The sequence below is a fragment of the Synechococcus sp. MIT S9507 genome, assembly GCF_047304715.1.
In the GTDB taxonomy this organism is placed as follows: domain Bacteria; phylum Cyanobacteriota; class Cyanobacteriia; order PCC-6307; family Cyanobiaceae; genus Synechococcus_C.
In genome coordinates, this window is sequence record NZ_CP138970.1 from 2,276,645 (window position 1) to 2,298,846 (window position 22,202).

Genomic DNA, 22,202 nt, shown 5'->3' on the forward strand with positions numbered 1-22,202 from the left:
AAGCTGTGATCATCCAGCTGACTGTTCCTGCTGCCTGAGGACGTTACGGGCTCTGTTGGCTCGATCGGCAGCCTCAGCCATGACGGTGTCCTTGTCCACGAGAAGTTCTCCAGGCTGCCCTTCCAGCAAGGCGGTGTTGAGTCCGATCCGGCCCCGACCCGGGTCAAGTTCGGTGATCAGGGCTTTCACGGTTTCGCCCTGTCCGAAGACTTCCCGCATTGAGCGAAGACTGCCGCCGGTGATCACCGATTGATGCAGCAGTCCGCTGACGCCTCCCAGATCGATGAACAGTCCATAGGGCTTGATGGACGCCACCTGACCCTCCACCAGCTGCCCCACCTCAAGCTCGGAGAAACGGGCTGCCGTTGCTGCACGCTTCTCGGAGAGGACCAGTTTGCGGGTCTCGGAGTTGACCTCCAGAAAGGCGACGCCAAGTGTTTTGCCAACCAGTGCTTCGTGGTTTTCGCCCTCCTGCAGCTGAGATCGGGGGATGAAACCCCTCAGACCCTCCAGGTCGCAGGTGACACCACCTCGATTGAAACCAGTGATCTTGACCTGAACCACCTTGCCCTCCTTGGCGAGCTGCTTGACCTTGTCCCAGCTTTTGCGAAGGGCCAGGGCACGGCAGCTGATGGTGACCATGCCGTCGGCATTCTGCTCACGGGTGACGAGCACCTCAACCTCGAGACCCTTGGGGAAGCGTTCCTTCAGGTTGGTGATCACCCCCAGCCCGCATTCGCTTTTGGGCATGAAGCCCGGAGCCTTGCCGCCGATGTCCACGTAGACACCATCGCTTTCCATGCCGATCACGGTGCCGGTGACCACCTCCCCCGTCGTGCCAACCGGCTCGTTGGCATCGAGAGCTGCAAGGAAGGCATCCTCATCGAAATCAAAATCGTCAACGCTGCGGCTCGCTACAGCTGACGCGTCGCTGGGCGCAGTGTTCAGCCTGCGACCAGAATCAGATGGCCCGAGCAGGTCGGCCATTGTCATCCCGGCCAGATCATCGTCATCCGTATCCCTCGATGGGGTGGACGACTGGAGTGGCGCTCTCGGAGCTGAAGGGGGATTCGGAGCGAATGACGGCCCACCCTCCGCCGCCAGTGCGGCCTGCTCGAGCTGAGCAGCGTGTTCTACCGCTGCATTGGCTGCCGCTCGCGCGTCCTCGGCTTCCTTGCGCAGCCGATCCTGCTCCTCCCGCTTGCTGATGTGCATCACCTGAAGCGGTTTCCGTGGTGGCTGCGCAGAAGTTGCAGCAGCTTTGCCACCATCAAGTCTTGAATTCTGACGTTCTGTTCCGGCCATGGGACCCATCGTCCTTGGCAAGACAGTCTGACAGCAGGAGGTTGATTCAGGATGAGCGGCGACGGTGGACAAAACCTCAGGCGTCTGGAATGCATGCGCTGGCCCGAAGCTGCTCAGGCTCTGGGACGGAACGGTTCAACCCTTGTCTGGCCCTTCGGAGCTTTCGAGCAGCACGGCCCGCAGCTTCCCCTGCTCACCGATGCTCTTTTTGCCGAGAGGATTCTTGATCACGTTCTGGAGGGACTGCCGGAATCTCTGCCGATCTGGGCGCTGCCGATACAGAAGATCGGTCTTTCACCAGAACACCGCGGCTTTCCAGGAACCCTGAGCCTCAGCGCTGAACTCCTGATTCGCCTTGTGAAGGAAGTGGGCAAGCAGCTCGCGGATCAGGGTGTGCAGCGTCTCGTGTTGTTCAACGCCCACGGAGGACAGATCGGTCTGCTGCAGACCGCTGCCCGCGCACTTGCAGCGGAAACGCCGTCCATGGCCGTTCTTCCCTGTTTTCTCTGGAGTGGTGTCGCAGGACTCGAGTCCCTCGTTCCTGCTGATGAGCTTGCGCATGGATTGCATGCAGGACTTGCCGAAACGAGTCTGATGCTGGCGCTTGAGCCATCGCTGGTTGGCGAACAGAGGCCTCTGGATGGAGATCATGTCAGCGATGGGGCGGCCGCCACTCCCCCTGAAGGCTGGAGTCTTGAAGGTCCTGCTCCTCTCGCCTGGTTCACCGCCGACCTCAGCCGCTCCGGTGTTGTCGGGGATAGCCGAGGCGCGGACCCGAGGCTTGGAAGCCAGTTGGAGACTGCGCTTGTGGCCCATTGGGATCGACTCTTTACAAGCCTGATGGCGTCCAGTTGGCCGCCTTGTGGAGATCAGCGGCGTATCTGAACTCCATCAACCGAACATCCAATTTCGGCAACACTGGTTACACTCAACCGCGTTGAACGTTACGGAAAGATTTATGTCGACTCCCGTCAGCACCGAGGTCGCCGTCCTTGACGAGCGGGATGCATCGGCAGAGCAATTGCCTGATTTCACGACTGAGGCCTACAAGGACGCCTACAGCCGCATCAATGCGATCGTGATTGAAGGGGAGCAGGAGGCCTACGACAACTACATGGCCCTGGGAACATTGATCCCAGAAAACAAAGACGAGCTCGCCAAGCTGGCGAAGATGGAAATGAAGCACATGAAAGGCTTCACCTCTTGCGGCCGTAATCTTGGTGTGACAGCAGACATGCCGTTTGCAAAAGAGTTCTTTGGGCCCCTTCATCAGAACTTTCAGAAAGCTCTCAAGGAAGACAAGGTCGTCACCTGTTTACTGATTCAGGCACTCCTGATTGAAGCTTTTGCTATTTCCGCCTATCACATTTATATTCCAGTTGCTGATCCCTTCGCTCGCAAGATTACTGAGGGTGTTGTCAAGGATGAATATCTTCATCTCAACTACGGAGAGATCTGGTTGAAGAATAATTTTGAGGCAAGTAAGGAAGAGCTTTTTGCTGCTAATAAGCAGAATCTTCCACTCATTCGTTCCATGCTCGACCAGGTTGCCTCTGATGCAGCCACTCTTCATATGGAGAAGGAAGATTTGATCGAGGATTTTCTGATCGGCTACCAGGAAGCCCTCAGCGAGATCGGCTTCAACATGCGTGAAATTGCTCGTATGGCCGCAGCTGCTCTCTGAGCCCTGGCAGACAAGAGCCTTTTAAATCCTGTTTGTAAGATTCAGGTCCGGTTCAATCACAGGCACGTTTTCCTTTAAGACTGCCTTCATGGGAGCATGATCGACAACCCTTGCCAGGGTGAGTCCCAGTTCTATGCGTACACGTACGACCGTCGGCAGTACATGTTTGGTCTGATCGGGCATTCCACCAGCTTTGATGCAGCGAGGCGCAAAGCTTCAGATCTCGGTTTCGATCACATCGCCGGGGGAGATCTTGATGTCTGGTGCAGTGCGCCCCCACAGCTCGTGGAAAACGTCGAGGTCACCAGCGCCACCGGCAAGACCATCTCCGGTGCCTACATCGATTCCTGCTTTGTGCCTGAAATGCTGAGCCGCTTCAAGACGGCGAGGCGCAAAGTGCTCAATGCCATGGAGCTCGCCCAGAAGAAAGGCATCAACATCACAGCCCTCGGTGGTTTCACCTCGATCATTTTCGAGAATTTCAACCTGCTCCAGCATCAGCATGTGCGCAGCACAACCCTGGAGTGGGAGCGGTTCACCACGGGCAACACCCATACGGCCTGGGTCATCAGTCGCCAGGTTGAAAACAACGCTCCACTTCTGGGTATTGATCTCACCAAGGCCAAGGTCGCCGTGGTGGGTGCCACCGGCGACATCGGCAGCGCTGTGTGCCGCTGGCTTTCCAGTCGAACAGGTGTTGCTGAGCTGCTGCTGGTTGCACGTCAGCAGCAGCCACTCAAGGATCTGCAGGCCGAACTGGGAGGCGGAAGAGTGCTCACACTCGATGAAGCGCTCGCTGAGGCTGATGTCGTGGTCTGGGTTGCGAGCATGCCGCGCACGCTCGAAATCGATTCAGCTTCGCTGCGGAAACCCTGTCTGATGATCGATGGCGGCTATCCAAAGAATCTCGATGCCAAAGTCGCCAGTGAAGGTGTTCATGTTCTGAAGGGAGGAATCGTTGAGTTCGGCAGTGACATCGGCTGGACGATGATGGAGATCGCTGAGATGGAAAAACCGCAGCGACAGATGTTTGCCTGTTTCGCTGAAGCGATGTTGCTTGAATTCGAAGGGTGTCACACCAATTTCAGCTGGGGGCGTAACAACATCACCCTGGAGAAGATGGATTTCATCGGCGCCGCATCGGTTCGCCATGGATTCTCCACGCTCAATCTTCAAGGACAGCCTCAGGCTGTCGTTGTCTGAAGTCTTTTTCCCCTTCCTCCATGGCACCCCGCCCTCTGCTTGATTTCGAGAAACCGCTGGTGGAGCTCGAACAGCAGATCGAGCAGATCCGCCAGCTCGCCAGAGACTCGGAGGTGGATGTCAGTCAGCAGCTTCTTCAGCTTGAAACCCTGGCGGCGCGACGACGTGATGAGATCTTTCGCTCCTTAACCCCTGCTCAGAAAATTCAGGTCGCTCGTCACCCCCATCGGCCCAGCACCCTGGATTTCATCCAGATGTTCTGCGATGACTGGGTTGAGTTGCATGGTGATCGTCGTGGCAGTGATGACCAGGCTCTGATTGGTGGGCTTGGACGACTTGGAGATCGCTCGGTCCTTCTGGTCGGCCATCAGAAGGGGCGCGATACCAAGGAGAACGTGGCACGGAATTTCGGCATGGCGACCCCAGGTGGCTACCGCAAGGCTCTGCGCCTGATGGAGCATGCCGATCGTTTCCGTCTCCCGATTCTGGCCTTCATCGACACTCCCGGTGCCTATGCCGGTCTTCTGGCGGAGGAGCAAGGTCAGGGTGAGGCGATTGCCGTGAACCTGCGTGAGATGTTCAGCCTGCGGGTTCCCATCGTCGCAACGGTGATCGGTGAGGGTGGCTCCGGGGGCGCACTCGGTATCGGAGTCGCCGATCGATTGCTCATGTTTGAGCACAGCGTCTACACCGTGGCCAGCCCTGAAGCCTGTGCCTCGATTCTCTGGCGTGATGCGGCGAAGGCCTCCGAAGCTGCTGCCGCATTGCGAATCACCGGCAAAGATCTGCTCAGTCTCGGCGTGGTGGATGAAGTCCTGCCTGAACCGGCCGGTGGCAACAACTGGGCTCCCCTCGAAGCCGGTGAGACGCTCAAGGCCGCCTTGAATCGCCATCTCGACGACCTGCTGGCTCTGTCTGTCGGGGATCTGAAAGATCAGCGCTACTTGAAATTCAGGGCTATGGGGCGTTTCCTCGACGCCACCTCGCCGGAAGACGGATTTGCTGCCTAGGGTGCTTCTGATTGCACGGATTTCTTGCCTTCCGTTCTGATCACCGGTGCATCACGTGGAATTGGTCATGCTGCTGCCAAGGCTTTTGCCGAGGCTGGCTGGGATCTGCTTCTCGTGTCCCGTAGCGAGGCTGCTCTGCAGTCTCTCCAGTCGGAACTGAGTGCTGGTGGTGTTCGAGTTGCTTATCAAGCGATCGATCTCACCGACTCGGCTGCCATTGCTCCCGGTATCAATGATTTGCTGAACCAGGGGCTTCGCCCCTCGGTTCTTATCAATAACGCGGGTGCTGCATGGACCGGGGATTTGCTTGGAATGCCTCTGGAGCGCTGGGACTGGTTGATTCAACTCAATCTCACCAGTGTCTTCCAGGTTTGTTCCGCCGTCGTCCCTGCCATGAGGCCAGCGGGAGGATTGGTGATCAACGTGAGCAGCCATGCGGCCAGAAACGCTTTTCCCGGCTGGGGAGCGTATTGCACCGTCAAAGCTGCTCTGGCGAGTTTCACTCGTTGCCTGGGTGAGGAAGAACGTGCTCATGGCATTCGTGCCTGCACGCTCACGCTCGGTGCGGTCGATACCTCCCTCTGGGACTCCCCGACCGTCGACAGTGACTTCGACCGACGTGCCATGCTGCCCGTCAATCAGGCCGCTGCTGCCCTTCTTCACTTGGCCCAGCAACCTGCAACTCAGGTTGTTGAGGATTTAACCCTCATGCCAGCTACAGGCGCTTTCTGAATTCTGAAAGAGATGACTTCTACACTTCCTACTTCCACTAACGGAACCAGTTCTGCAGCGCTGAGTGAGCTGAGCTCGCATGCAGCGCTCAGTCATAACCGCGGTCAGTTCGCTATTACTGACGCCAAGATTTCCGATGTGATTCGCGAGCGTCTGCGTTCGCAAGGTGCTTCATTCCTTGCGAACGACAACATCGCCGACCATATTCTCCCCGGTGAACTGGAAGACCTCCAGATGGAAGTGGCGGATCGTTTCCGCGATCTTCTGCACAGCCTTGTGATTGATATCGAGAACGACCACAACACCGAAGAGACGGCGGAACGTGTCGCCAAGATGTATATCCAGGAGGTCTTCAAGGGTCGTTATCACCAACAGCCCAAGGTCGCAAGCTTTCCCAATGTGAAGCAGCTCGACGAGATCTACACCGTTGGCCCACTTACGGTGCGATCCGCCTGTTCCCATCATTTCGTGCCCATCATGGGCAACTGCTGGGTCGGGATCAAGCCAGGTGCCAGGGTGATTGGTCTCTCCAAGTTCACCCGCGTCGCGGACTGGGTGTTTTCAAGACCTCACATCCAGGAGGAGGCAGTGATGATCCTTGCCGACGAAATCGAGAAACTCTGTGAGCCCAAGGGCCTCGGGATCATCATCAAGGCACAGCACTACTGCATGAAATGGCGTGGTGTGAAAGAGCCCCAAACCAGCATGGTCAACTCCGTTGTCCGGGGTGACTTCCGTCATGATCCCAGCCTCAAGCAGGAATTCTTCGAGCTCGTGCGCCAGCAGGAAGCGCTGCTGAGTAACTGATCTGATCCGGTCGCCTCTTGGTCGAGGATTGGGGTGCCCCAAACAGCACCCCTGGCATTCAATCGCTGATCGGACCGATCACGTTGCTGCTGATCCTTCTGATGTTGCCATCGCGGTTGCGCACCACGAGCACCGCCATGAGCTCGTTCCGTTGATCCTTAGGGCCAATTCGGTAATTACGCCCGGATCCTGATTCCACCAGGGTCCAGTTCCCCTGTTCACTGCGGCGATACCAGTGGACGTCGAGCTCTTCAACATCAGCACTCCGGGGATTCAGTTTCGTCTTCAGTAACGCGCCTTCCCTGGCCTCTCCAACCAGTGCGAAACGTTTCAGCCCTTCGATGGTCTGCTCGAGATGACCTTCCTGTTGAAGCCCCCGGTCGATCTGTCCGTCAAGCACCTGAATCTGTTGCTCAGGGCTGGCCGTCAGACCTGGCACGCATTGAAGACTGCCATTCTCCAGTCGACATCCCGGCAGCATGCCCTGTGCTGAAGCCCCGAACGGAGCTGCCGCCACGAGGGTGAGGCAAATTGACAGGGCCCGGAACATGGCTGCTGATAAGGGGTGACACAACCTATCTCCGGTTACCCGAACTGGCCCTGACCGCTTCGACGAGTTCTTCGACACGGCTGAGATCCTTCACCCCCGGACTGTGCTCCAGCCGGCTTGAGGCATCCAGACCAAAGGGGCTCACCTGATCCAGCAGTGCTGGGACCCACTCAGCACTGATTCCTCCAGCAAGCCACCAGGGAAGATCGCTGCAGATCCGTGTCTCCAGCCGCTCAAGCCAGGCAAGATCGAGGCGATGCCCCGTTCCTCCCAACTGTTTCGGGCTCCAGGCATCCAGAAGCAGGGCATCCACGCTGGCGGCATAGGCGTCGATGCCGTTGAGATCCTCCTCCCCACGCAATCGCAGGGCTTTCCACCATTTGATGCCGGGATACAACCGACGTAGCTCTGCGCATCGCCGAGGCGATTCCTCCCCGTGCAGCTGCACAACCGAGGGCTGTCCCTCCCCCGACAGTGCCGCTGCCAGAAGTCCATCATCTGGGTCTGCAACAACCCAGACGCGTTTGGTCAGAGGATGCTCGTGATCCAGCCTCGCGAAGATTGCCCTGCGTTGACCGGACTCGACGAATCGTGGAGTGGCCGGCACTCCGATGACGCCGATCGCATCCACTCCCATGGCAGCGATCTCACAGGCCTGGTCGCAATCGGTCAGGCCGCAGATCTTGAGGGACAGGCCCCGATCGACCATGGTGGATCTGAATGAGGTGTCCTTTCTAGGATTGCTTCAACACTGCCGGCCAGCCCGCCGGAAAAACATTTGGGTGACGGCTGGCAACTGATGCGTATCGGCGGGATCCCTCTGAAGGTTCATCCCAGTTGGTTCATCATTCTGGTGCTGTTCACCATGGCCTTTCAGCAGCAGGTCGCCAAACTGCCTGCGGCGGCCGGTGCGGTCTGGGTCAGCTGGTCAATGGGGCTTCTCACCGCTCTGCTGCTGTTCGTGTCCGTGCTGCTGCATGAGCTCGGCCATTCCCTCGTGGCTCTGCGCGAGGGAGTGAAGGTGAGCAGCATCACCTTGTTCCTGATGGGCGGAGTCGCTCGGGTGGAACGTGAATGCTCCACGGCGATGGGCTCGCTGAGGGTGGCTGCGGCGGGGCCTGCTGTGAGTCTGATTCTTGGAGCTTTGCTGCTGTTCAGTGTTCATTCCGCTGAACATGTCAGCCCCCTCCTGGGAAATCTGGTGGCTCAGCTGGGAGGCCTCAATCTTGTTCTGGCGCTGTTCAATCTGTTGCCGGGTTTGCCGCTGGATGGCGGCTTGATTCTCAAATCCATTGTCTGGCAATGGACTGGCAGTCAACGTCGGGGCATTCAGGTGGCGACCGCCAGTGGTCGGTTCCTGTCACTCCTCGCCGTGATGATCGGTTTCTGGTTGCTGCTCAGGGGAGGAGGATTCACCGGTCTTTGGCTGGTGCTTCTCGGTTGGTTCGGCATGAGCGCGTCCCGCAGTCAGACCCAGACCCTGGCTCTGCAACAGGTGCTCAAGAGAGAAACGGTCGGACCGGCGACGGCCCGTCGATTCCGCGTGGTGGAGGCGGATCAGACTCTGCGCAGTCTCAGCAAGCTGCGTCTGGGAACGGCAGACAGTGGCGAGCCCTGTCTTCCGGACTGGGTGCTTGTCTGTCGAGGCGGTCGATGGATTGGCTTCATCACGGATCAGCCGCTCAAGGACCTTCCTGTTCAGCAATGGGATCGCCAGACCATTGGAGATCATCTTCAGCCGCTGGAGCGCCTTCCTTCGATTCAGCAGTCCGCACCTCTCTGGGAAGCGGTTCTCGCTCTGGAAGATTCTGGGCAGGGGCGTCTGCTGGTGCTAGGCCCCGCCGGTCTGCCTGACGGAACCCTCGATCGCTGTGACCTGGGTGAGGCCGTTCTCAGGGGCTTGTCCGTGAAACTGCCGGAGGCCATGCTCACGGCGGCTCGCCGCGCCAACACCTATCCGTTCGGAATGCCCCTGGCCCAGGTGGTGAAGAGCATGCGTGCTTCTGGGTTGCTTGATGATCAAAGCGCTGAAGCGCCGAGTCGATAACCCTCAGCCCTTTGCTGCATCAAGGTGCGTTCTTCGCTGCTCAGGGGCTGATCAGTCCAGTCGTGATTGGATAGCCCTTCGCCGAAACTGCGGATGAGCGCCCTTTCCACTGCCGAAACATCAGGCGTTTCCGGCGTCCATTGCGGTGGCTCGTTCCCGAACACCGCAGCCCAGAGATCCGCCGGTGGGTTCAGGGGGATTTCACCGTGCTGAAGCAGATGACCACGCTGCCAGAACTGAGCACTGCCGATGCGCTTGGTTCCTTGTGGATCCACCAGGTCGGCCGCTGTGGAACGGGCGAAGCAGTTGATTGCGCCTGGCTCCGCAGCGGAGTTGCCCGGATTGAGACTGACGCCAAGTTCGGCGAAGCCAGCCATCAGCCAGCGGTTCACCTGCAGGTAGGCCTCCCGTTTCTGCCGAGGTGCCTCTGGCCACACGAGTGCGTAGGTCAGCCCACCGGCGTGGAGTACGGCCCCGCCACCACTGGGGCGGCTCAGCAGATCCAGCTGTCCTGTTCTGGCAAGGCTCAGCCAGGTGTCTGGAATCTCCCGCTGATGTTTGCCCAGGGATAGGGAAGGCCTTTCCCAGAGGTAGAAGCGCAAGACGGGTTGTTTCCGTCCCTCGGTCCAGCACTGCTCCAGCAGCAGGGCGTCCAAGGCCATCTGTTCGGCGCCGCTGAGAGTGAGGTTGTTCAGGAGACGACCCTGGCGTGAAGGCCTGGACCGGCAGGATGCATGCAGCGTCATGGCAACGATGACTTTGTCAGGTGTGCTGCTGGCCGTGCCTTTGGGGCTCCTGGCAGGAGCTCTGGCCGGTCTGCTGGGAATCGGAGGTGGTCTGATCTTCGCGCCTCTGCTGCTCTGGATGGGCCTCAGTCCTCACCAAGCTTTAGCGACAAGCACTTTTGCCATCGTGCCCACGGCGATCGGCGGCAGTTACACCCATTGGCGCGCGCGGGCACTTCAGCTCAGGCCAGGCCTGTCGATCGGCCTGACGGCCTTTGCCACCGCACTGGTGTTCAGTCGTCTGGGTCGACTCGCCGCAGGCTGGCAGCTGCTGACGCTTCAGGCGTTGCTTTACCTGCTGTTGGCGCTCACGATTCGTGGTGATCGCGATGACCATGGGCCTGAATCGGATGGGCCTCCGCCGCTGAAAGGTCTTGCTGCGGTGGGAGGCGTCGCCGGCTTGGCAGGGGGGATGCTTGGACTAGGCGGTGGTCTGCTGATGGTTCCTTTGATGGTGAACGGCCTTTCGCTGCCGATTCGACAGGCGATTCGTCTCAGCACCCTTGCGGTGGCCTGCTCAGCCAGCGCCGCTTCACTGCAGTTTCTGCATGAAGGGCGCGGTCAGTGGACGCTGGGTTTCGTTCTCGGTGCCGTTGCCGCGTTGTCAGCCCGGTGGACTGCGGCCCGGCTGGATCGCGTCAACACAGGAACACTCGCCTGGCTGCTGAGGCTGCTGTCGCTGTTGCTGGCCTTCGACAGCGGCAGAAGGGCTGTTCAGCTGGCCATGCAGCTGGGTTGACCGTCTGGGATCAGTTCAAAACGCTCAGTGTCTTGAGCTCGACCTCCTGCATCCAGGCCGAGAGAGCCAGCAGCGAGGAACGATCCGGCAGACAGAGGCAGCCGCTGCCGGGATTGCAGTGGTGAATCCCCAGTCCGCTGCGGCTCGTGTCAAAAAGAGGAGAGAGCGTTATCCAGATGTCGTTGCCCCAGGGTTCCGGAGGGCCCAGCCTGTAGTCGCCCTGCGGAAGGGGCGCTCCGTTGCCGGGAGACCAGCGACGATCACGGTTCTGGCTGCTGGGGGTTCCGCTCACAGCACTCCACCTTGCCAGCACCGTTCCGCCCTCGTGAAGTTCGAGAAGCCACTGACGCTGTCCGTCCGTTCGTTGAACGTCTGTGCGGCGTGCCCTGAGTTGAACCGCCTTCCCCTGCAGGCTGGTGAGCAAGGTTCTGCTGGGCCCAGACTGGCCTGGTGGCAAGGGCTCCGGGGCCGATTGAACCCGTACTGCTTCGGGGAGATGCCCCCGTGGGCCTGACTCCACCTCGGATCCGCAGCCTCCGGAACAGAGGGTCATCGCCAGAAGAGATACTCCGGCCCAGCGGCGCATGATGCATTTCATGGCGTCTGATCGAGCAGCTCCCAGAACCCCCCATCCAGCTCGAAACCAAGGCTGGCCGCCATCAGACTGAGGTTGCCGCGCTGACCTCCGGAAACGTCCGACGAACTGCCCAGCCGGTTGAGCAGCATGAGTCGATGGGTGATCCACAACTCAAGGGCCTGAGGATCGAAGCGGATGCCTTCGCTGGGGCTGAAATCGTGGGGAACCAGCATGGCCACATGCTGGGCCAGACTCCCACCGGACCGATCCAGCAACAGAGGAAGCCAGGGGTAGTGGGCGTCTGCTCGCAGAGCCCACAGACGAGGCTCCGGGCATTCGCTCAGTTCCCTTGGGTCATCGACCTCGCGTGGCCACTCGTAGCGCAGTTCCAGCACAGCGCCGGCATCGAGCAGAACATGAAGAGGCCGTTCGATCCAGGCTGAGAGAGCCTGCAGGTTCAGTGTCCTGATCGCTTCTGCATCGATGGTCACCAGGGAATCAGGACTCAAGGCTTCCATGCGGGTGTGACAGGCCTTTGCGAATGATGGCGCCCTGAGGCCTGCGCAGGAAAGAATGCAATGGTTTCAAGCTTCCGTCATGGTCAGCACCCTTACCCAGACCGAAATCTTCATCGCTCTCGTGGTGGCTGCCCATGCCGGCGTGCTGGCGATCCGCCTCTGTGTGAGCCTCTATCGCGCCTGAACTTCACCTGGCCTCTTGGCACGAGCGGTGTGCCGCGTTACAAGCGAACATGCAGAAACCCGTTCCATCAGCACCAGATGCCGCTTCGCTGGCGGCTCTGCTTCAGCAACAGAACGACAGACGGGAACTGCTGTGCAGCGCCCTGGCGCTTGCCGTGAAGTCTGGTCTGATCTTTCTCGGGGTGGTAAGTGTCGTGCGTTTGTCGATGGCTTATCAGGAGCGGCTCGACCGACATGGAGAGCTGGCGGCTGTTGTTGATGTGGAAGCCACCAAGTTGAGGGGATTGCAGAATCGTTTTGACAGCCTGTTCACCCTCGGAGGGGATGAACGCCTGATGGATGAACAGGAGCAGTGGATTGCGCCGAACCGTTTGAGGGTGATCTGGCGCTGAATCAGCTTGTGTCTGTGCTGACAGCTGCCCGCAGAGATTCATGACCGCGGGCGGTGTTGTGTTGGCCTGAAAGGCAGACTGAGCGATCTGCACCGTTTTCCTGATGCCCGTTCCAGGCACTGTCCTGATCACCGGAACCACATCCGGGGTCGGCCTGAATGCCGCACGCGCTCTCGTTCAACAGGGCTGGACTGTGATCACTGCCAACCGTTCTCCGCAGCGTGCCGCGGCCGCCGCCGATGAGCTGGGTCTGCCCGCAGAGCGGTTGAAGCATGTGCTGATGGATCTCGGTGACCTGGACAGTGTCCGACAGGCTGTGGAGGGAATGCCGGACCGGATCGACTGCCTGGTCTGCAATGCCGCTGTTTACAAGCCCAAGCTGAAACGACCGGAGCGCTCACCTCAGGGTTATGAAATCTCGATGGCCACCAATCACTTCGGCCATTTTCTGCTGGTTCAGTTGCTGATGCGTCGTCTGAAGGCTTCAACCCACCCTTCGCGCCGTGTGGTGATCCTTGGCACGGTTACAGCGAATTCCAAGGAGCTCGGAGGCAAGATACCGATTCCAGCTCCAGCCGATCTGGGTGATCTCTCCGGTTTTGAGGCCGGTTTCATGGAGCCCGTTTCGATGGCCAGTGGCCAACCCTTCAAGCCTGGAAAGGCTTACAAGGACAGCAAGCTCTGCAACATGATCACCACGCAGGAACTGCACAGGCGCTACAGCACCGAGACCGGCATCAGTTTCACGTCGCTCTATCCAGGGTGTGTTGCCGACACGCCGCTCTTTCGCAACACCCCCAGGCTTTTCAGAAAAATCTTCCCTTGGTTTCAGAAGAACATCACCGGCGGCTATGTCTCCCAGTCGCTGGCGGGTGAGCGTGTTGCCAAGGTCGTTGCCGATCCGGATTTCGCAGAATCCGGGGTGCACTGGAGCTGGGGCAATCGTCAGAAGAGAAACGGACAGCAGTTCAGCCAGGATCTGTCCGACAAGGTGACCGATCCCCAGACCGCCAGCAGGGTCTGGGAGCTGTCGATGCAGTTGGTGGGGCTGAGCGCCAGAACCTAGGCCTCAATCAAATCCAAGCAGGTCGAAGATTTCCCGATCCTTCAACGAGACGGCCTCAAGAGGTTCGACCTTGTCGAGCATGTTCTGCGCAAGATTCAGATACTCCTGACGGACAGCCTTCACCGCCTCATCGTCGTCGTCCATTTCAAAAATGGTGCACTTCTTCAGGCGGGAGCGGCGAATGGCATCAACATCCCTGAAGTGAGCCATGGTTCGCAGACCCGTGCGCTCATTGAACTTGTCGATCTGATCGGTGTCTGCGGATCGGTTGGCGACAACGCCTCCGAGCCGCACTTTGTAGTTCTTTGCCTTCGCCTGGATCGCCTGGACGATCCTGTTCATCGCAAAGATCGAATCAAAATCGTTGGCTGTCACGATCAGGCAGTAGTTCGCATGCTGCAGGGGCGCAGCGAATCCTCCGCAGACCACATCCCCGAGCACATCGAATATCACCACATCGGTGTCCTCCAGCAGGTGATGCTCCTTGAGCAGCTTCACGGTCTGGCCTGTCACGTAACCCCCGCAGCCGGTGCCGGCTGGGGGGCCTCCGCTTTCAACGCACTGCACGCCGTTGAAGCCTGTGAACACAAAATCCTCCGGTCGCAGCTCCTCGCTGTGAAAGTCCACCTCCTCAAGGATGTCGATCACCGTGGGCACCATCTTGTGGGTGAGGGTGAAGGTGCTGTCGTGTTTCGGGTCGCAGCCGATCTGCAGAACCCGTTTACCCAGCTTCGAGAAAGCGGCTGACAGATTCGAGGATGTGGTGGATTTGCCGATCCCGCCTTTGCCGTAGACGGCGATCACCAGGGTCTCCTCCTGGATGTTCAGCGACGGGTCCTGAAGGACCTGCACACTGCCTTCTCCGTCAGCTGGGCGCGTCAGGGTCGTGGTCATGCAGGACCTTTGCAAAAGGGATCAATCTCATTCAACAGCAACACATGCACCCCAGCTGATATTCACCAAGAAATAAAAGATCCTTCGTTTCAGAAATGCTTGACCCTTGTATTTTCTTTGTATTGATTAAAAGAAATGAGTGAATTTGCTCATGCCTTGTAGTGGGCTTTTGCGTCATAGAGCGTTTCGCTGCTGATCTCCAGGCGCCCCTCCTGACGTGCGTAAGTTTCCGTGTTTCGGCGTACCTTGCCGCGCACAAAGAAAGGAATTTTCTTCAACTCAGCTTCACCATCGGCGGTCCACACCGGGCCCCTTTCCTCAGCACTCACCTCAGCGGTCGGGCTGGGTTCTTCAGCTGCCTGGTCCTTGCCGCCGGGGTGACCCAGGTGGCTCTGGTGCCCATCCACAAACTCAAAGTCATGGCGGAACATGCCGATCAGATGTTCCTCCAGCCCCATCATCAGCGGATGCACCCAGGCATCGAAAATCACATTGGCGCCTTCCCATCCCATCTGAGGGCTGTTGCGAGCCGGAACGTCCTGCACATGCATCGGTGTGCTGATCACGGCGCAGGGGATTCCCAGGCGCTTTGCGCTGTGTCGTTCCATCTGGGTTCCAAGCACCAGCTCGGGGGCTGCTTCGGCCATGGCCGCCTCCACCTCCAGATAGTCATCGCTGATCAGTGCTTCAAGGCCAAGCTCCTTGGCAGCCGTTCGGACCGATCGCGCCATCTCGCGGCTGTAGGTGCCAAGGCCAACCACTTTGAATCCAAGCTCCTCACTGCAGATCCGGGCTGCCGCCAGGGCGTGACTGCCGTCGCCAAAAATGAACACCCGCTTGCCCGTGAGGTAGGTGGAATCCACCGATTCCGAATACCAGGGCAGCCTTGAGCAGCGATACCCCTCCTCGTTCGTTGGCGGGTCCATGCCCAGCAGCGTGTGCAGTTCCACCAGGAAGTGGTGGGTGGCCCCGACGCCGATCGGCACTGTGCGTGTGAAGGGCATGCCGAAATTCCGTTCCAGCCAGCTGCAGCTCGATTCAGCGATCTCCGGATAGAGGCAAACATTCAGATCTGCCTGCGGGATTCGCTGGATATCACTGACCTCCGCTCCCAGCGGGGCGACCACCCCGACATCGATTCCGTGCACGGTCAGCAGTCTCTGAATTTCGAGCACGTCATCACGGCATCGAAATCCCAGCAGGGACGGACCGATCAGATTGACCCGAGGTCGACGGCCGACGGCCATCCAGGCTTTGGGGTCATGCTGCGGCTGCTCAGGCACCTGGGGCTTCAGCAGATTGCGCACGAGCTGGTAGAGGGTTTCCGCTGCTCCCCAGTTCTCCTTTTTGCTGTATGCGGGCAGTTCCAGGGTCACCACAGGCATGCTCAGTCCCATGCCCTGAGCCAGGGCACCCGGTTGATCCTGAATCAGTTCAGCGGTGCAGCTTTCGCCAACCAAAAGGGCATCCGGACGAAAGCGTTCCGCGGCTTCACGCACAGTGCGCTTCACCAGTTCCGCGGTGTCGCCTCCCAGGTCGCGTGCCTGAAAGGTGGTGTAGGTCACCGGTGGGCGCTGCCCCCGCCGTTCGATCATCGTGAACAGCAGGTCTGCGTAGGTGTCACCTTGAGGCGCATGCAGCACATAGTGCACGCCGCGCATCGAGGCGGCGATGCGCATGGCCCCCACATGGGGTGGTCCTTCGTATGTCCAGAGCGTCAGTTGCATGGGAATCAGGCGTGGATGGAAGGATGCGAGGTCTGTGGATGCAGTGCTGGATGAATCAGCTGCCTCCTGCGCAATGGTCGTGAGAACAATTCGGCCAGATCTCCGGCTTGATCGATGCCGTGGATGGGGCTGAACACGAGTTCGATCGACCATTTGGTGGTGATGCCTTCCGCTTCCAAGGGGTTGGCCAGTCCCATCCCGCACACCACGAGATCCGGATGCTGGTCGCGAACACGGTCCAGCTGCTGCTCCACGTGCTGACCCTCCGTCACCTCGGTGCCCTCCGGCAGCAGTTCCAGTTCCAGCGCCATCTGTTCGCGGTTCAGATAGGGCGTACCAACCTCCACTAGTTCCATTCCGCATTCGCGTTGCAGAAAGCGTGCAAGGGGGATTTCCAGCTGCGATTCCGGCAGCAGCACGATGCGTTTCCCTGCCAGTTCCGCCCTGTGGGGCTCAAGCGCCATGCGTGCTCTCTCTTCCAGAGGGTTCAGCACGGCAGCAACCCGATCTCCAGGCAGGTTGAAATCCCTGCAGGCTGTCTCCATCCAGCGGCGACTTCCCTCCGCTCCGAGCGGGAACGGTGAATGCAGCACCCTGGCGCCCCGTTCCTTGAGCAAGCGTGCGGTGTTGCTGAGAAAGGGCTGGGTGAGCAGCACGGTGGTGCCCGGTCCGACACCCGGCAGTTCCGTGGACTGTCTTGGTGGAAGGCTGCACACCGTCTCGATTCCGAGACGGGCGAAGAGGTGAATCAGCCGGTCTTCGACCGCATCAGCCAGGGTTCCCGCAAGCAGAAGCTGGCGCTTGTCGGTGCTGGGCAGGAAGGGCACCAGGGCCGACAGGGCTCCGTCCTCCCCTTCGGTGAATGTGGTTTCAATTCCACTACCGGAGTAGTTCACCACACGAACCCTGCCCTGCAATTCCTCGTTGAGGCGTTCGGAGGCGCGAGCAAGATCGAGCTTGATCACCTCGCTTGGGCAGGACCCCACGAGGAAAAGTGTGCGGATCTCGGGGCGTCGAGCCAGCAACTCGCGGGCCACACGGTCCAGTTCGTCGTGGGCATCGGCCAGGCCTGCCAGGTCCCGTTCATTGAGGATGGCCGTGCCGAATCTGGGCTCGGCAAAGATCATCACGCCCGCTGCGCTCTGGATGAGATGGGCGCAGGTGCGCGACCCCACCACCAGAAAAAAGGCATCGGGCATGCGTCGATGCAGCCAGACGATCGATGTAAGCCCACAGAACACCTCCCGGGGTCCAGATTCCTTCCGCAGATTGGCGCCCATCGGGATTCCTGATCTGTCCTTCCCTTCACCATGACTCCAGATCGACTCAACAGTGCAAGTGTCTGAAACTCTTCGGGATCATTGCGGCCTGCTCTGGGGCATCTCGGTACATTTCGGCTAGTTCTTTCCCGGCAATGTCCTCTCTGCGTGTTCTACCTGCCGCTCTTGCGCTGAGCCTGGCGCTTGTGGCCTGCCAGTCGGCCGAGAAGAAAGCTGACAACGATGAGGTGAAGGTCGTCAAAGGTGTCGAAGCCGTCTGTGCGGCTCAGGCTGATGTTGATGCCGCCATGGAGCAGGTCAATGGTCTCACTCCTGACTCCACCGTGGCGGATGCTCAACAGGCGGGAGACAAGCTCAAAGGTGCTCTCTCTGCTCTCAACAAAGCTGAGGGTCAGCTTGAAAAGGCCGAGGTCAAGGAGTATCGAGATCAGGTGGATCTCTTCCGTAAAGCCGTTGATGAAGTCAGCAAGAACAAGGAACTAACCCTGGCCGAAGCGGCAGAGCAACTGAAGGGCAAGGCGGCTCCTCTGCTCGCGGCGCGAGCACAACTGGCATCCACAACAGTCTGCGTCGATGCTGTCGATGACAGCTCCGATGTCAAGACGGATGAGAAGCCGAAGTCCTGATCAGGGTTGTCCAGAGACGAACTCAGAGACGTAATCAGAGACGGCGGCGGAAGCGATCATCAGCAAAGCTGCCGCTGCCTCGTCCATCGGAGTCGTCCATGCGGCTCAGGCGCCAGACGTTGCGACTCACACGACGAGCTGTCAGGCCTCCCCTTTCAACAGATTCCGTTCCGGGGCGAGCCCCGAGCAGATAGGTGACTTCAGTCGTTGTTAAGGGAGCTCCGCTATCCACTGCAAGGGCGGTGAGCTCCAGTCTCTGACGAAGCTTCCGAACCATGCCGGCATGACTGCTGTCATCAGTGTCCAGCCAGGGCATCTCGGCCTGGCCTTCGCCGGCAAGACGCTGCATCAGGCTGTAGCTGACCAGACCCAGGGCCTGCTCGGCATTGAGTTCAGTGGAAAGCTGGCCAGGTTCCTCTGATTTTCGACGGGCGGAAGCCATGGCTCACAGGGCGAATGGCCCGAAGTTATCGGCTGTGTGGGGCTGTGCAAGCACCTGCGCGCTGTTTGACGATCGGCATCCGGTAAGATCCGCGCTATGAATCGTCTCGCCGGCTTCGACGCCAGAGAGCGGCGGGTTGGCGGAAGCGCTCTCGTCACTGGCACGGAGGTGAACCCCTCTGTCGGCGGAGCGAGCTGCGTCGTTACAACTGACTCGGAGTCTTCTCGGCTCAGTCGGAAAAACAGTCTCGTGCAGTCAATCGAGCTGCGCACCCATGTCTTCATCGATTCACTGCAGCCACAGTTGGCCGCTTATATGGGAACGGTGAGTCAGGGGTTTTTGCCGATTCCAGGGGATGCCTGTCTGTGGATGGAGGTTTCGCCGGGCATGGCCGTGCATCGAGTCACAGATATCGCTCTGAAAGCGAGCAATGTGCGACTGGGTCAGATGGTGGTGGAAAGAGCCTTCGGCTCCATGGCGCTTTATCACCGCGACCAGAGCACGGTGCTCCATTCCGGTGATGTGGTTCTGGAGGCCATCGGCAGCTCTGTTGACCAGCGAACCCCCGCTGAGGTGAGCTGGACCGAAGTGATTCGTGCGATCACTCCAGATCATGCTGTCCTGATCAACCGTCAGAACCGGCGTGGCTCGATGATCGAGGCGGGAATGAGCATGTTCATTCTGGAAACAGAGCCTGCGGGTTATGTGCTGATTGCCGCCAATGAAGCGGAGAAGTCTTCCAACATCACGCTGGTCGATGTCAAGGCCGTGGGAGCCTTTGGTCGCCTCACGCTTGCGGGGCGGGAAGGCGATGTTGAGGAGGCCGCAGCTGCCGCTATGCGTGCGATTGATCTGGTGAATCGACGCGCCGCGCGGAGCTGAGCATTCAGTCTAGTGCCAGTCTTCTGCGCAGGCCTGGAGCCAGAGCGCGGGCGGCCTTGCCTCGGCTTCCAAGTTTGGCCAGCTGTGAGCTGTTCAGTTCTCCATAGCTGCAGCCGGCCTCACGCACCCAGAACAGCGATTCAATCCCGCCTCCCGGATAGGCCGGTGCAGACAGAAGCTCACCCCAGCAGATTCCCTCCGCCTGTTCATCACAGACACCATCGGGTGAACAGAGCACCATGGCGCTTCTGAAGAGGGCGCTTCGATAAGGAACACCCGCCATGGCCTCCATGAGCTTCGAGAGTTTGGCTTCGTTGCTGGAAGCAAGCCGTGCCGTGTACAACCCGGGGGCTCCATTGAGAGCGTCCACTTCAAGCCCGGAATCGTCCGCCAGAGCCCAGCAACCGGTTCTGGCCGCGGCGGCACTGGCCTTCAACCGCGCATTCTCCAGATAGGTGCTGCCGGTCTCCTCGACATCCAGATCAGCCGGTTGACGCTGCACGACCACGGCGATCGGCCCGAGCATCGACTCAATCTCAGCAACCTTGTGAGGATTGCCGCTGGCGATGATCAGGGTGCGCAAAGCGCGGCTCCGGATGGGGAGCACCATTGTGTGTGATCAGGTGTAAGTCTTCTGAACTTCTGTCGTCAGTGGAGACCTGAACAGGTTGAACATCCCACCCGGAAAGCCCGGTTTTCAGGTATCCGCGGATAACGCTATGGGTCTTTTCCGGTTTGGCCACCGCATGTGTGGGCGTGCTGACCGCTGAGCGCACAGTTCTTTGGATCAGTCCCTGACAGGGTGATCAGCAGCGCTTATCAGGTTCACTACGGACAGTGATCCAGAGAAAGCGCATTAGCCCTTGACGGGTCGACCTCTGGCAGAGCAATCTCACCGGCGAACATCCCCCCCTATTCCCGGTAGGTAATGGCTAACGAAACCATGGGCATCGCTCTCGGCATGATCGAGACACGCGGCCTCGTTCCTGCGATCGAAGCGGCTGACGCCATGACCAAGGCCGCCGAAGTGCGTCTGATCGGTCGTGAGTTCGTCGGTGGCGGTTACGTCACCGTTCTGGTGCGCGGCGAAACCGGTGCTGTGAACGCTGCTGTGCGTGCTGGCGCCGATGCCTGTGAGCGCGTTGGCGACGGCCTCGTGGCTGCTCACATCATTGCCCGCCCCCACCGCGAAGTTGAGCCTGCACTCGGCAACGGCAACTTCCTCGGTCAGAAGGACTGAGATCGTCTGAACCTTTGAAATTTTGAGGTTTCAACGACTCACCCGCCTTCAACGACCTAACGGAGTTATCTCATGAGCAAGAAGTACGACGCCGGGGTAAAGGAGTACAGAGACACTTACTGGACTCCTGATTACGTTCCCCTAGACACCGACCTGCTGGCCTGCTTCAAGTGCACCGGCCAGGAAGGTGTGCCCAAGGAAGAAGTCGCCGCTGCTGTGGCTGCCGAATCCTCCACCGGCACCTGGTCCACCGTGTGGTCCGAGCTCCTCACCGATCTCGAGTTCTACAAGGGCCGCTGCTATCGCATCGAAGATGTTCCTGGTGACAAGGAATCCTTCTATGCCTTCATCGCCTATCCCCTCGACCTGTTCGAGGAAGGCTCCATCACCAACGTTCTGACCTCTCTGGTCGGCAACGTGTTCGGTTTCAAGGCCCTTCGCCACCTGCGTCTGGAGGACATCCGCTTCCCGATCGCATTCATCAAGAGCTGCTACGGCCCCCCGAACGGTATCTGCGTCGAGCGCGACCGGATGAACAAGTACGGGCGTCCTCTGCTGGGCTGCACGATCAAGCCGAAACTCGGCCTGAGCGGCAAGAACTATGGCCGTGTGGTCTACGAGTGCCTGCGCGGTGGTCTGGACTTCACCAAGGACGACGAGAACATCAACTCCCAGCCCTTCCAGCGCTGGCAGAACCGCTTCGAATTCGTTGCGGAAGCCATCAAGCTGTCCGAGCAGGAGACCGGTGAGCGCAAGGGTCACTATCTGAACGTGACCGCCAACACTCCCGAGGAGATGTACGAGCGCGCCGAGTTCGCCAAGGAACTCGGAATGCCGATCATCATGCACGACTTCATCACCGGTGGCTTCACTGCCAACACCGGTCTGTCGAAGTGGTGCCGCAAGAACGGCATGCTGCTTCACATCCACCGCGCCATGCACGCGGTGATTGATCGTCATCCCAAGCACGGCATCCACTTCCGCGTTCTCGCAAAGTGTCTGCGTCTGTCCGGTGGTGACCAGCTTCACACCGGCACCGTGGTCGGCAAGCTTGAAGGTGATCGTCAGACCACCCTCGGCTACATCGACCAGCTGCGCGAATCCTTCGTTCCTGAAGATCGCAGCCGCGGCAACTTCTTCGATCAGGACTGGGGTTCCATGCCTGGTGTGTTCGCCGTTGCTTCCGGTGGTATCCACGTCTGGCACATGCCCGCACTGGTGGCGATCTTCGGTGACGACTCCGTTCTGCAGTTCGGTGGTGGTACCCACGGTCACCCCTGGGGCTCCGCTGCAGGTGCTGCTGCCAACCGCGTGGCTCTCGAAGCCTGCGTCAAGGCACGTAATGCCGGTCGCGAGATCGAGAAGGAAAGCCGCGACATCCTCCTGGAAGCAGGCAAGCACAGCCCTGAGCTGGCCATAGCCCTCGAGACCTGGAAGGAGATCAAGTTCGAGTTCGACACCGTCGACAAGCTCGACGTTCAGAGCTGATCACAACCCCGGCCGGTTTCAGCGA

General features: G+C 59.4%; 26 protein-coding genes. 15 read left to right on the plus strand and 11 right to left on the minus strand.

All coding sequences use genetic code 11. From position 1 onward, the window contains the following. Positions 1-9: 9 nt before the first annotated feature. Positions 10-1,305, minus strand: coding sequence for a S1 RNA-binding domain-containing protein (locus tag SIB83_RS12145; protein ID WP_413401521.1), 1,296 nt, complete (start codon positions 1,303-1,305; stop codon positions 10-12). A gap of 51 nt (positions 1,306-1,356) precedes the next feature. Between SIB83_RS12145 and SIB83_RS12150 the strand changes: the two genes are divergently transcribed. The 6 genes from SIB83_RS12150 (at position 1,357) to folE (ending at position 6,741) form a co-directional block, all read left to right on the plus strand. Further along, complete coding sequence (locus SIB83_RS12150; protein WP_413745957.1) at positions 1,357-2,190, plus strand: creatininase family protein; 834 nt, start codon at positions 1,357-1,359, stop codon at positions 2,188-2,190. 73 nt (positions 2,191-2,263) lie between these two features. Next, positions 2,264-2,989, plus strand: coding sequence for an aldehyde oxygenase (deformylating) (locus SIB83_RS12155; protein ID WP_413401525.1), 726 nt, complete (start codon positions 2,264-2,266; stop codon positions 2,987-2,989). 162 nt (positions 2,990-3,151) lie between these two features. Next, entirely contained in the window at positions 3,152-4,192 is a 1,041-nt protein-coding gene (locus SIB83_RS12160; protein ID WP_413747376.1) for a long-chain acyl-[acyl-carrier-protein] reductase, read from the plus strand. 20 nt (positions 4,193-4,212) lie between these two features. Then, positions 4,213-5,202, plus strand: coding sequence for an acetyl-CoA carboxylase carboxyltransferase subunit alpha (locus SIB83_RS12165; protein WP_413745958.1), 990 nt, complete (start codon positions 4,213-4,215; stop codon positions 5,200-5,202). A 24-nt stretch (positions 5,203-5,226) separates the two neighbouring features. After that, positions 5,227-5,934 (plus strand): SDR family oxidoreductase, encoded by a 708-nt coding sequence (locus SIB83_RS12170; protein WP_413745959.1) that lies wholly within the window; start codon positions 5,227-5,229, stop codon positions 5,932-5,934. Between the two features lie 12 nt (positions 5,935-5,946). Next, positions 5,947-6,741, plus strand: a complete 795-nt coding sequence (gene folE, locus SIB83_RS12175) for a GTP cyclohydrolase I (protein ID WP_413745960.1) — start codon at positions 5,947-5,949, stop codon at positions 6,739-6,741. Between the two features lie 58 nt (positions 6,742-6,799). Here folE and SIB83_RS12180 read toward each other — a convergent pair whose 3' ends face one another. Then, positions 6,800-7,291, minus strand: coding sequence for a hypothetical protein (locus tag SIB83_RS12180; RefSeq protein ID WP_413745961.1), 492 nt, complete (start codon positions 7,289-7,291; stop codon positions 6,800-6,802). A gap of 25 nt (positions 7,292-7,316) precedes the next feature. Next, positions 7,317-8,000: a phosphoribosylanthranilate isomerase gene (locus SIB83_RS12185; protein WP_413745962.1), complete on the minus strand. Its 684-nt coding sequence runs from the start codon at positions 7,998-8,000 to the stop codon at positions 7,317-7,319. Between the two features lie 69 nt (positions 8,001-8,069). Between SIB83_RS12185 and SIB83_RS12190 the strand changes: the two genes are divergently transcribed. Further along, entirely contained in the window at positions 8,070-9,338 is a 1,269-nt protein-coding gene (locus SIB83_RS12190) for a site-2 protease family protein (RefSeq protein WP_413401534.1), read from the plus strand. Here SIB83_RS12190 and SIB83_RS12195 read toward each other — a convergent pair. Next, positions 9,311-10,084 (minus strand): lipoate--protein ligase family protein, encoded by a 774-nt coding sequence (locus SIB83_RS12195; RefSeq protein WP_413745963.1) that lies wholly within the window; start codon positions 10,082-10,084, stop codon positions 9,311-9,313. The genes SIB83_RS12190 and SIB83_RS12195 overlap by 28 nt on opposite strands. Here SIB83_RS12195 and SIB83_RS12200 point away from each other — a divergent pair. Continuing rightward, positions 10,083-10,862, plus strand: a complete 780-nt coding sequence (locus SIB83_RS12200; protein WP_413745964.1) for a TSUP family transporter — start codon at positions 10,083-10,085, stop codon at positions 10,860-10,862. The two genes, SIB83_RS12195 and SIB83_RS12200, sit on opposite strands and share 2 nt — an antisense overlap. 10 nt (positions 10,863-10,872) lie before the next feature. Here the strand turns inward: SIB83_RS12200 and SIB83_RS12205 are convergent, their stop codons facing one another. Both SIB83_RS12205 and SIB83_RS12210 read right to left on the minus strand, forming a co-directional pair. After that, the gene (locus tag SIB83_RS12205) at positions 10,873-11,460 is read right to left on the minus strand and encodes a hypothetical protein (protein ID WP_413401537.1); all 588 of its coding nucleotides are present in this window, start codon (positions 11,458-11,460) and stop codon (positions 10,873-10,875) included. Then, positions 11,457-11,957: a CRR6 family NdhI maturation factor gene (locus SIB83_RS12210; protein WP_413745965.1), complete on the minus strand. Its 501-nt coding sequence runs from the start codon at positions 11,955-11,957 to the stop codon at positions 11,457-11,459. Before SIB83_RS12210 ends, SIB83_RS12205 begins: the two co-directional genes overlap by 4 nt. A 79-nt stretch (positions 11,958-12,036) precedes the next feature. Between SIB83_RS12210 and psaM the strand changes: the two genes are divergently transcribed. The 3 genes from psaM to SIB83_RS12225 all read left to right on the plus strand — a co-directional run bounded on the left by psaM (position 12,037) and on the right by SIB83_RS12225 (position 13,598). Further along, a complete protein-coding gene (psaM, locus tag SIB83_RS12215) occupies positions 12,037-12,141 on the plus strand; it encodes a photosystem I reaction center subunit XII (protein WP_186489668.1) in 105 nt (34 codons plus the stop codon). A gap of 49 nt (positions 12,142-12,190) precedes the next feature. After that, positions 12,191-12,532, plus strand: coding sequence for a hypothetical protein (locus SIB83_RS12220; protein WP_413745966.1), 342 nt, complete (start codon positions 12,191-12,193; stop codon positions 12,530-12,532). Positions 12,533-12,635: 103 nt separating this feature from the next. After that, positions 12,636-13,598 (plus strand): protochlorophyllide reductase, encoded by a 963-nt coding sequence (locus SIB83_RS12225; RefSeq protein WP_413401543.1) that lies wholly within the window; start codon positions 12,636-12,638, stop codon positions 13,596-13,598. A gap of 3 nt (positions 13,599-13,601) precedes the next feature. On the opposite strand, the gene bchL is transcribed toward SIB83_RS12225, so the two are convergent. The 3 genes from bchL to SIB83_RS12240 all read right to left on the minus strand — a co-directional run bounded on the left by bchL (position 13,602) and on the right by SIB83_RS12240 (position 17,499). Further along, positions 13,602-14,492, minus strand: a complete 891-nt coding sequence (bchL, locus tag SIB83_RS12230) for a ferredoxin:protochlorophyllide reductase (ATP-dependent) iron-sulfur ATP-binding protein (RefSeq protein ID WP_413401545.1) — start codon at positions 14,490-14,492, stop codon at positions 13,602-13,604. 149 nt (positions 14,493-14,641) lie between these two features. Further along, positions 14,642-16,219 carry a ferredoxin:protochlorophyllide reductase (ATP-dependent) subunit B gene (locus SIB83_RS12235; protein WP_413745967.1) on the minus strand — a complete coding sequence of 526 codons (1,578 nt, stop codon included), beginning with the start codon at positions 16,217-16,219 and terminating at the stop codon, positions 14,642-14,644. A gap of 5 nt (positions 16,220-16,224) precedes the next feature. Then, entirely contained in the window at positions 16,225-17,499 is a 1,275-nt protein-coding gene (locus SIB83_RS12240; protein ID WP_413401548.1) for a ferredoxin:protochlorophyllide reductase (ATP-dependent) subunit N, read from the minus strand. Between the two features lie 134 nt (positions 17,500-17,633). Between SIB83_RS12240 and SIB83_RS12245 the strand changes: the two genes are divergently transcribed. After that, the gene (locus SIB83_RS12245; protein WP_413745968.1) at positions 17,634-18,125 is read left to right on the plus strand and encodes a hypothetical protein; all 492 of its coding nucleotides are present in this window, start codon (positions 17,634-17,636) and stop codon (positions 18,123-18,125) included. A 34-nt stretch (positions 18,126-18,159) separates the two neighbouring features. Here the strand turns inward: SIB83_RS12245 and SIB83_RS12250 are convergent, their stop codons facing one another. After that, positions 18,160-18,567: a hypothetical protein gene (locus tag SIB83_RS12250; RefSeq protein WP_115125018.1), complete on the minus strand. Its 408-nt coding sequence runs from the start codon at positions 18,565-18,567 to the stop codon at positions 18,160-18,162. Positions 18,568-18,663: 96 nt separating this feature from the next. Here SIB83_RS12250 and SIB83_RS12255 point away from each other — a divergent pair, with 96 nt between their 5' ends. Continuing rightward, a complete protein-coding gene (locus SIB83_RS12255; RefSeq protein WP_413401553.1) occupies positions 18,664-19,449 on the plus strand; it encodes a BMC domain-containing protein in 786 nt (261 codons plus the stop codon). Between the two features lie 4 nt (positions 19,450-19,453). Here SIB83_RS12255 and SIB83_RS12260 read toward each other — a convergent pair whose 3' ends face one another. After that, positions 19,454-20,059 carry a non-canonical purine NTP pyrophosphatase gene (locus tag SIB83_RS12260; RefSeq protein WP_413745969.1) on the minus strand — a complete coding sequence of 202 codons (606 nt, stop codon included), beginning with the start codon at positions 20,057-20,059 and terminating at the stop codon, positions 19,454-19,456. Between the two features lie 318 nt (positions 20,060-20,377). Between SIB83_RS12260 and SIB83_RS12265 the strand changes: the two genes are divergently transcribed. Beyond that, positions 20,378-20,689 carry a BMC domain-containing protein gene (locus SIB83_RS12265; RefSeq protein WP_006169870.1) on the plus strand — a complete coding sequence of 104 codons (312 nt, stop codon included), beginning with the start codon at positions 20,378-20,380 and terminating at the stop codon, positions 20,687-20,689. Positions 20,690-20,761: 72 nt separating this feature from the next. After that, complete coding sequence (locus tag SIB83_RS12270) at positions 20,762-22,177, plus strand: form I ribulose bisphosphate carboxylase large subunit (protein ID WP_066905748.1); 1,416 nt, start codon at positions 20,762-20,764, stop codon at positions 22,175-22,177. Positions 22,178-22,202 lie beyond the last annotated feature (25 nt).